The 7797-nt window shown below is 63.2% G+C and carries 8 protein-coding genes and 1 pseudogene; 6 read left to right on the forward strand and 3 right to left on the reverse strand.

The window, feature by feature from the left end:
- Positions 1-64: 64 nt before the first annotated feature.
- From DIE03_RS18415 to DIE03_RS18440, 6 genes are all read left to right on the forward strand, one after another.
- Positions 65-1066, forward strand: coding sequence for a bestrophin family protein (locus DIE03_RS18415; RefSeq protein WP_124452802.1), 1002 nt, complete (start codon positions 65-67; stop codon positions 1064-1066).
- 472 nt (positions 1067-1538) lie between these two features.
- The gene (locus tag DIE03_RS18420) at positions 1539-2039 is read left to right on the forward strand and encodes an Ohr family peroxiredoxin (protein WP_124452756.1); all 501 of its coding nucleotides are present in this window, start codon (positions 1539-1541) and stop codon (positions 2037-2039) included.
- 179 nt (positions 2040-2218) lie between these two features.
- Positions 2219-2698, forward strand: a complete 480-nt coding sequence (locus DIE03_RS18425; protein ID WP_124452758.1) for a carboxymuconolactone decarboxylase family protein — start codon at positions 2219-2221, stop codon at positions 2696-2698.
- A 4-nt stretch (positions 2699-2702) separates the two neighbouring features.
- Complete coding sequence (locus DIE03_RS18430; RefSeq protein ID WP_124452760.1) at positions 2703-3107, forward strand: cupin domain-containing protein; 405 nt, start codon at positions 2703-2705, stop codon at positions 3105-3107.
- 148 nt (positions 3108-3255) lie between these two features.
- Positions 3256-4188 (forward strand): MBL fold metallo-hydrolase, encoded by a 933-nt coding sequence (locus DIE03_RS18435; RefSeq protein WP_124452762.1) that lies wholly within the window; start codon positions 3256-3258, stop codon positions 4186-4188.
- 264 nt (positions 4189-4452) lie between these two features.
- The gene (locus DIE03_RS18440; RefSeq protein ID WP_124452764.1) at positions 4453-5031 is read left to right on the forward strand and encodes a YbhB/YbcL family Raf kinase inhibitor-like protein; all 579 of its coding nucleotides are present in this window, start codon (positions 4453-4455) and stop codon (positions 5029-5031) included.
- A 15-nt stretch (positions 5032-5046) separates the two neighbouring features.
- Here DIE03_RS18440 and DIE03_RS18445 read toward each other — a convergent pair.
- From DIE03_RS18445 to DIE03_RS18455, 3 genes and pseudogenes are all read right to left on the reverse strand, one after another.
- Positions 5047-5286: pseudogene (locus tag DIE03_RS18445) on the reverse strand (SDR family oxidoreductase); the annotation flags it as partial.
- Positions 5287-5385: 99 nt separating this feature from the next.
- The gene (locus tag DIE03_RS18450; protein ID WP_124452766.1) at positions 5386-6843 is read right to left on the reverse strand and encodes an MFS transporter; all 1458 of its coding nucleotides are present in this window, start codon (positions 6841-6843) and stop codon (positions 5386-5388) included.
- Positions 6844-6924: 81 nt separating this feature from the next.
- A partial coding sequence (locus tag DIE03_RS18455; protein WP_124452768.1) for a cyclase family protein occupies positions 6925-7797 on the reverse strand: 873 nt, incomplete at its 5' end.

Raw genomic sequence — 7797 nt, forward strand, 5'->3', positions numbered from 1 at the left:
TGTCGCACGTGGCCGCTGCGCCATGCATGCGGGGCCGCGCCGAGTCCTCGATGAGGCAAATGAAATGCATCTCGGAAAATCGTACAAGTTGTCGGAGTTCCTGATTTGGACACGCTGGAACATCTATGCGCTTTTCGTCTTCGAGACCGTGCCGGTCATTCTGTACAAGTTCCTGTGCGTCACATGGTTGTCGATCCCGCTGACGATCGTGGTTCTCCTCGGAACCGCGACGTCGTTCATCGTCGGCTTCAAGAATGTCCAGACGTACAACCGCGCAACGGACGCGCTGGAAATCTGGACCGAAATCGTGGGCAAGAGTCGTCGCTGGGGCCAGCTCGCGCGCGATTTTTCCGGCGACGAAGCGATTTCCCGCACGTTGATCGATCGACACCTTGGATGGCTGACCGCGCTGCGCTACGAACTGCGTCGCCCTCGGGTCTGGGAAAGCACGAGCAAGCGCTACAACGCGGAGTACCGCCGGTTCTATCGCGTTCCGGAGTGGGAACAGGACATCAGGGAAGTGTTGCTGAAATACCTGTCGCCGTCCGAGACGGAACAGGCGCTCTCTTCCACGTCCATTGCGACATTCGTGCTGAACCTCCAATGCAGTGCGCTCAGGACGCTTCACGCGGCCGGTCGGCTGAATACGAGCTTCTATATGGAGCTTCACAAGACGATCGGGGATTTCATCGCGCTCCAGTCGAGATCGGAACGTTTCAAGAACTTCCCGTATCCGCGACAGTACGCGACCGTCAGCTCGCTGTTCGTCCGGTTCTTCTGCCTTTCCCTTCCGTTCGGTCTTCTGAGCGAATTCAACCGGCTGAACGACGGCGTGAGCGGCTTCATGCACGGCAACATGATATGGCTGGTCGTGCCATGCAGCGTCGCGGTGTCGTGGATGTATACGTCGCTCGACCAGGTCGGCGAAAGCACCGAGAATCCGTTCGAAGGCGGTGCGAACGACGTTCCCATTTCGACGCTGTGCGCCACGATCGAGCGCGATCTGAAAACGATGCGCGGAGATCCTGCCGACCATCCGTGCGACCACACGATCATCGCGCTATAGGGTCCCGGGCAGTTTCTCGCTGGCATCGGGCCGGAGGTGGCGCACGTCCGTTCACCTGCGTACGATTCCCGGCAGCCTCGTTCAGTGCGCGCCTCCCGCCATGCCGCCACCGCCCCTGGCGGGCTCGGTGAGCCAGGCCAGCGGCACGATCACGATGAAGATGATCGACGACAACCAGCGCCCATCGGTCGCGCCACCACAGTCGTGGAAAAATCCATGCGCCCCGGCACCCGTCGCTCTCGCCGCATTGGTACGGAGCGGGCAACATCATGCATCCCGAGCCGATCTGGTCCGGCGGCGCATCTTTGACTAGCATGCGAGAGCGCGTCGGCCTCGTTCGAACGATGGGTGACGGAATCAACTTGCCGGCAAGGCCAGCCCCCTTGCGCCGATGTGCTTCGACGCACCATGCACCGTCCGGATACGCAAGATTCGGAACGTTCGCGTTCGCCGATTACAGACCGGGAGACGTATGGAGAACGAGAGGTTGCAACCTCCGCCGCTGACGCTGCTCGACAAATACCGGGGGCGGGAATTCGCCCCGCTCTACACGACGACGGTCACCGTCTCCGGGGGAAAATCCGGGCACGGCCGTGCTTCGGGCGTTGCGCGCTCCGACGACGGCTGTCTCGCCCTCGATCTGCGGCTGCCGACCGAGCTCGGTGGTCCGGGCGGCGGGACCAATCCCGAACAGCTTCTTGCCGCCGGCTACGCCGCGTGCTTTCACGGCGCGCTGAGCCTGCTCGCGCAACGCGAGCGGATCAATATTCGCGATGCCACCGTGGCCGTCGAAGTCACGTTCGGTCGTGATCCGATGGATGGCGGATATGCGCTGATCGCCAATATCACCGTCCGCATGCCGGGTATCGACCGACAGTTCGCGGAACGTCTTGTCCGCGACACAGAACGCCTGTGCCCCTACACGAAGATGGCACGGCAGGGAATCTGCAGTGTCCTCGCCGTGTCGGCGTAACGGAATCTCGCCGGGATACGTGGCGAACGATTGGTGCCGAAGCGACAACAGAGTGCACACGCGCCCAGTACTACTGGCCTGCGAGACCCACGATTACGATGGCTGCCAAGCGGGTCGTGCAATCAGTCGCGATACGCAGGGCCGACATTACCCACTTCCACAAATCAGGAGAACGGATCATGGCGCAACGTATCAATTACTTTCAGCAATCGCCGGAATTCACCAAGAAACTCGTCGAGCTCGACGGGTTGTTTCAAAAGACGACGATCGAGGCGCCGGTCCGCGAGCTCGTCGAGATTCGCGCATCACAACTGAACGGCTGCGCGTTCTGCGTCGACATGCACGTCAAGATGGCCCGGATCCACGGCGAGCGCGAACTGCGCATGCATCACGTCGCGATCTGGCGCGAGTCGACGCTCTTTTCGCCGCGCGAACGCGCCGCGCTCGCATGGACCGAAGCCCTGACGCGTCTTCCGTCGGATGGCTTGCCGGATGATCTCTACGAACGCGTGCGTACCCACTATTCCGAAAAGGAGCTGTCGGATCTGACCTTCCTCGTCGGTGCGATCAACTGCTGGAACCGGCTGAATGTCGCGTTCCGCATCGTACCCGGATCGTTCGACAAGTCGTTCGGGCTCGACAAGGCCAACCTGGAGTAACGACATGAAACGCATCATGCTCGCACTTGCACCGCTCGCGCTGTCGCTGCTGATGCCCGTTCAGCTGGCCGCCGCCGCGCCGCAAGCGACGGTCACAACGCTGACCACGGAGCCGTTGCCCGAGTATCCGGGCAAGGAGGTCGAGATGATCGTCGTGGATTATCCGCCCGGCAGCGTAGATCCCGTTCATCGTCACGACGCGCACGCATTCGTCTACGTGCTGGACGGCAGCATCGTGATGGGCCTGAATGGCGGGAACGAAGTCACGCTCCATGCCGGTGACACGTTCCACGAAGGCCCGAAAGACCTGCACACGGTCGGCCGAAATGCCAGCACCACGAAACCGGCAAGATTCGTCGTGTTCCTGATCAAGAGCAAGGGGGCGCCGGTCCTCACGCCCGTGAATTAGCGAAATCGTTGTCGAGGCCCGGCAATGCCGGGCCGTCTCCCCGGTTTTGGTCGAGCCGATGCGTCGCGATCGCGCGCTACCCAGGTCGTACTTTTTGACCATGCCGTGCCGTTCGGCTTACCCCACTTAATCAATAGGACTATTTAAGATGAGCGAAACAATCCGCAATGTGCAGCCGGTCACCGCCAACCTTGGAAAAGACGGAGCAGGCGAACTCGTGCCTTCCCGCTATGCCGTGCGCGTGGGTGACGTCGACGTCGCGTTGATCAGCGATGGCGTTTTGCCGCTGCCGACGTCCACCATGTCAACCAACGTGAGCGAAGCTGACCGCAACGAATGGTTCGACGGTCGTTTCCTCCAGCGCGACATGTTCGACTGGGCGCTGAATATCGCGCTCGTGCGTAGCGGCGAACGCCTGATCTTGATCGATTCGGGCGTGGGTGATGGATTCGAATACTTCTCGCGCGCCGGTCGGTCGGTGATGCGCCTGGAAGCGGCCGGCATCGACCTGGCGGCGATCACCGATATCGTGATTACACATATGCACATGGATCATGTCGGCGGACTGAACGTCAATGGCGTCAAGGCCAAGCTGCGCCGCGACGTGCGCATTCACGTGTCGGCCACGGAAGTTGAATTCTGGAAAAAACCCGACTTCAGCAAGACGGTAATGCCGGAAACGGTACCTCCCGCGCTGCGCAAGGCTGCTGCAAAGTTCGTGGAACTTTACCGCGAAAACATCGTGCAGTTCGATCAGACCGTGGAAGTCGCCGCGGGCGTGTCGGCCCGCGTGACGGGTGGTCACACGCCGGGACACTGCGTCGTGGACATCGCGTCCAACGGCGAGAAACTGACGTTCGTGGGCGACGCGATTTTCGAAGTCAACTTCGACAATCCCGATTGGCAAAATGGCTTCGAGCATGATCCTGAAGGCGCTATCGACGTGCGTATGGCGCTGCTCAACGAAGCGGCTGAAACCGGCTCACTGCTGGCCGCCGCGCATGTCGCGTTCCCCTCCATCGGTCACATTGCAAAGAGCGGTGAAGGTTTCCGCTTCGTGCCGGTGCAGTGGGACTACTGATCGACGCTCGACCATAGTCGTATAGGTTGCCTTGACGATTGCCGGAGAACCGCCGCGATTTCACATGACGCGCGGCGGCTTTTTCGTAAGTAATCGCTAATCCGCACGGTGGCCACCCGTTCAAATGCCCTTGCACGCTCATCCTGCCAACGACGTTGCAGCAAAGGCAACACCGTGGTTCGCGAATCTGCCTTCCGGGGCAAATTGCTACACGATACGGTCGATACCGTTGTACTGAACTCTTACCCTTCAACGGAGCACATCATGCAATCGAGGATTTTATTTCCCGCGATTCTATGCACCTCAGCGGCTCTGGCAGTGATCCCGGCGACAGCCATCGCGGCGCCGTTCGCCATCAGGGTCGATGACCTCAGTCACGGACACTTTACGAACGAACACGTGTACGGAGGCTTTGGCTGTCACGGTCAGAACGTTTCGCCGCGCATTTCGTGGACTCACGTTCCGCGCGGCACGAAGAGCATCGTCGTGACAATTTTCGACCCCGATGCGCCGACCGGCGGGCTCGGCTGGACCCACTGGGAGATCGTCAATATTCCACCTTCGGAGTCGACAATCGAAAAAGGCGCTTCCGGCGATCCGAAGTTCTTGCCGGCGGGCGCTGTCGAGACGTTGACGGACTTTGGCGAATCCAGATACGGTGGGCCCTGCCCGCCTCAGGGGGCGTCGCATCGATATGTCGTGACGGCGTCAGCCCTGGACGTGGCAAAAATTGACGTGGCACCGGCGGCAAGTCCTGCACTCGTCGCCTATCAGATGCACGGGAAAGTCATCGCTCAGGCGAAGTACGTCGCCAGATATCATCGCGCCTTGACTAACGATTGATGGTTGCAATTGCGCCAATGACATTCCACCATCGACGTTCAGGTTGATGCCGGTAACGAAGCTGCTTTCATCGCTGACAAGAAACAGTGCGGCACGAGCCAGGTCTTCTGCGTGGCCCGGCCGGCCAAGCGGAATCTTTCCCGCAACAGCGGTCTCGAATGCGGGGAGATCGGTTGCGTCGATACCCAATTTGGAAAGAATGGGCGTGTCGACGAGGCCTGGACTCATCACATTGCCCTTGATGCCTCGCTCTTTGACGCTTGCTTCAGTGCAACTCGATCCGATCTTCCGCAAGCCTGCCCGTCTTCACCGAACGGCCTTCGTGTCCGCCCAGACACGACATGCCGATTTTCCCTACTTCTGAACCGGACAATTTCTCGGATCAGTGTTACTCACCGCCGCCACCGCGTTCTCTGCACCCTCGTCGCTTGGGCCGGTGATCTCGTCCAGCGCCCGATTGTTGGTATACGGCCCGAACACACCGATCGACACCATCACGATCAGCATGCTGCCGCCGATCAGCACGAACACCGCGGACACCCCGGCGCGATCGAGCAGCAGCGCGACGATGAAACTGCTCGCGATGCCCGTCAGTCGGCCGATCGAATGCACGAAGCCGAGCGCGCGCCCGCGGATCTCGGTCGGAAACACTTCCGACTGGTACGCCGTGCCGTTGCTCGCGAGCACCGTGTTGGACAGCGTGACGAGCAGGCCGAACGCGATCACGAACGGAGCCTGCGCCGACATCGCGAACGCAGTGCCGAACAGCGCGACGCCGAACGCCGACGCGACGATCAGCCACTTGCGCTCGATCCGGTCGGCGAGCAGGCCGGCGACGAACGGCGACACCGGATACGCAAACGCGATCACGAACGCATACCAGAGGCTCTTCGTGACGGTCGCACCCTGTGCGGCGAGCAGCGTCGGCAGCCACTGGCTGAAGCCAAAGAAGCCGATGCTCAGGAATGCATTGAACACGATCAGCATCGCCGTGCGGCCGCGATGCCGCGCATCCCACATCGACGGCGCGCGCCGCGCGGCCGGCATGGCGACGGCCGGCATCCGGACCGCGGGCAGCGGTCGGCCGGATTCCCGCTCGACCGCCTGCTCGAGCCGCCGCAACACGGCTTCGGCATCGGCCTCGCGGCCCATGCCGGCAAGCCAGCGCGGCGACTCCGGCAGCCGCGACTGCAGCCACCAGACGACGACTGCGCCGCTGCCGCCGAGCAGCACGACCCAGCGCCACCCGGACATCCCGAGCGGATCGCGCGGCACCCATAGCCACGACACCAGCGCGAGCACCGGCATCGCGAGATAGCCGATCGCGAAGCACAGCGCGAACGCACGGCCGCGCACCGCTTTCGGCACCAGCTCGGTCAGGAACGCGCCGATCGTGATCAGTTCCGCGCCGATGCCGCAGCCCGCGATGAAGCGACACACGAGAATCCCGAGCGCATGGGTCTGCACGCACATCGCAAGGCTCGCCGCCGTGTAGAGCAGCAGCGCGCCGGTGAACAGTGCGCGCCGTCCGAAGCGATCGGCGAGGCGCGACACGAACATCTCGCCGACAAACAGCCCGGCGAACGTCGCCGCGCCGAGCGCGCCCTGGTCGGACATGCCGAGCACGCCGTGCGAGCCAGCGTGAAAGATGCCGTCGCGGATCAGCCCCGGCGGCAGGTAGGTCATCTGGAACAGGTCGTAGACCTCGAAAAAACCGCCGACGCTCAGGAACAGCACGAGCGTCCAGATGCTGGCCGTCGCGGGCAGGCGGTCGATGCGCGCGGCGATCGACGCCGCATGGGAATGGGACATGGCGATTCCTCGATGATCCGCCCGCGCGGTCTGCGCGAAGCGGCGGACAGGCGCCGGCGCGGGAGCGCGCGGCGCCGGCGTTCAAACGGTGGCGACCGGATTGACGGGCGATCCGACGAGCCCGCGCAGATGCAGCGGCGGCGCGGTCAGCAGAAAGCGGTTGCGCCGGTGCGCGCGCAGCCAGTCGGCGAGCGGCGTCAGGTGCCACAACTCGCCGAGATGAATGCCGAGCTTGAACAGGCACAGCTCGTGCAGCGGCATCAGCGCGCCGAGCCGCTCGCGCGCCGGCGCATGGCGCGGGCGCTCCTCGATCGCGTGGTTGTCCGCCGCGAGCGCGGCGAGGCCCGACGCGTCGATCCATTCGAGCAGGCGCTGATCGTTGCCGTCGAGCATGCAGCACACGTCCGGTGCGCCGGGCTCGCCGCGCGCGTCGGCGTCGAGCAGGCGATCGGCGAAGCCGGTATGCACGCATACGATGTCGCCGCGCTCGACGACCACATCGTCCTCGCGCAGTACCGCCATCCATTCCGCGTAGCCGATCTTGCGCCGCTCGTCGCCGAAGTGGCGGCGCAGGTCGACCAGCACGCCGCGCCCCTGCACGCCGGTTTGCGCCATCACCTCGATGCCGAGCGCGCGTGCACCGCCGCGCGGCGCCCCCGCTTCGGGCACCTGGATGTGCTCGTCCATCCGGTAGCCGTTGTAGAACACGCGGGCGCGCTCGCCGTCGCCCGCCGGATCGAACAGCGAGCCGACGTGCGACAGCGCATCCCATTGCGTCGAGAACTGCGAGTGCATGCAGAACGAATCGTCGCAAACCACGTCGGTTGCGTTTGCAACCTGTTCGTCCGCGCGATAACCGAAATACGGTTTGTCGCCAAGCAGCGCCGGCATGATCGCCGGCGGCCGGCGCCGCGCGTTCAGCCCGCCGCCGCGCGGCACGTCGAGCGGCAGGCT

Origin of the sequence: Burkholderia sp. Bp8992, assembly GCF_003853705.1 — a bacterium.
Classification (GTDB): domain Bacteria; phylum Pseudomonadota; class Gammaproteobacteria; order Burkholderiales; family Burkholderiaceae; genus Burkholderia.

Excerpts from the sequence above, each read along its gene's own strand:
- DIE03_RS18415 (WP_124452802.1), top strand. The coding sequence starts at position 65 with ATGCATCTCGGAAAATCGTACAAGTTGTCGGAGTTCCTGATTTGGACA.
- DIE03_RS18420 (WP_124452756.1), top strand. The coding sequence starts at position 1,539 with ATGGAGAACGAGAGGTTGCAACCTCCGCCGCTGACGCTGCTCGACAAA.
- DIE03_RS18425 (WP_124452758.1), top strand. The coding sequence starts at position 2,219 with ATGGCGCAACGTATCAATTACTTTCAGCAATCGCCGGAATTCACCAAG.
- DIE03_RS18430 (WP_124452760.1), top strand. The coding sequence starts at position 2,703 with ATGAAACGCATCATGCTCGCACTTGCACCGCTCGCGCTGTCGCTGCTG.
- DIE03_RS18435 (WP_124452762.1), top strand. The coding sequence starts at position 3,256 with ATGAGCGAAACAATCCGCAATGTGCAGCCGGTCACCGCCAACCTTGGA.
- DIE03_RS18440 (WP_124452764.1), top strand. The coding sequence starts at position 4,453 with ATGCAATCGAGGATTTTATTTCCCGCGATTCTATGCACCTCAGCGGCT.
- DIE03_RS18450 (WP_124452766.1), bottom strand. The coding sequence starts at position 6,843 with ATGTCCCATTCCCATGCGGCGTCGATCGCCGCGCGCATCGACCGCCTG.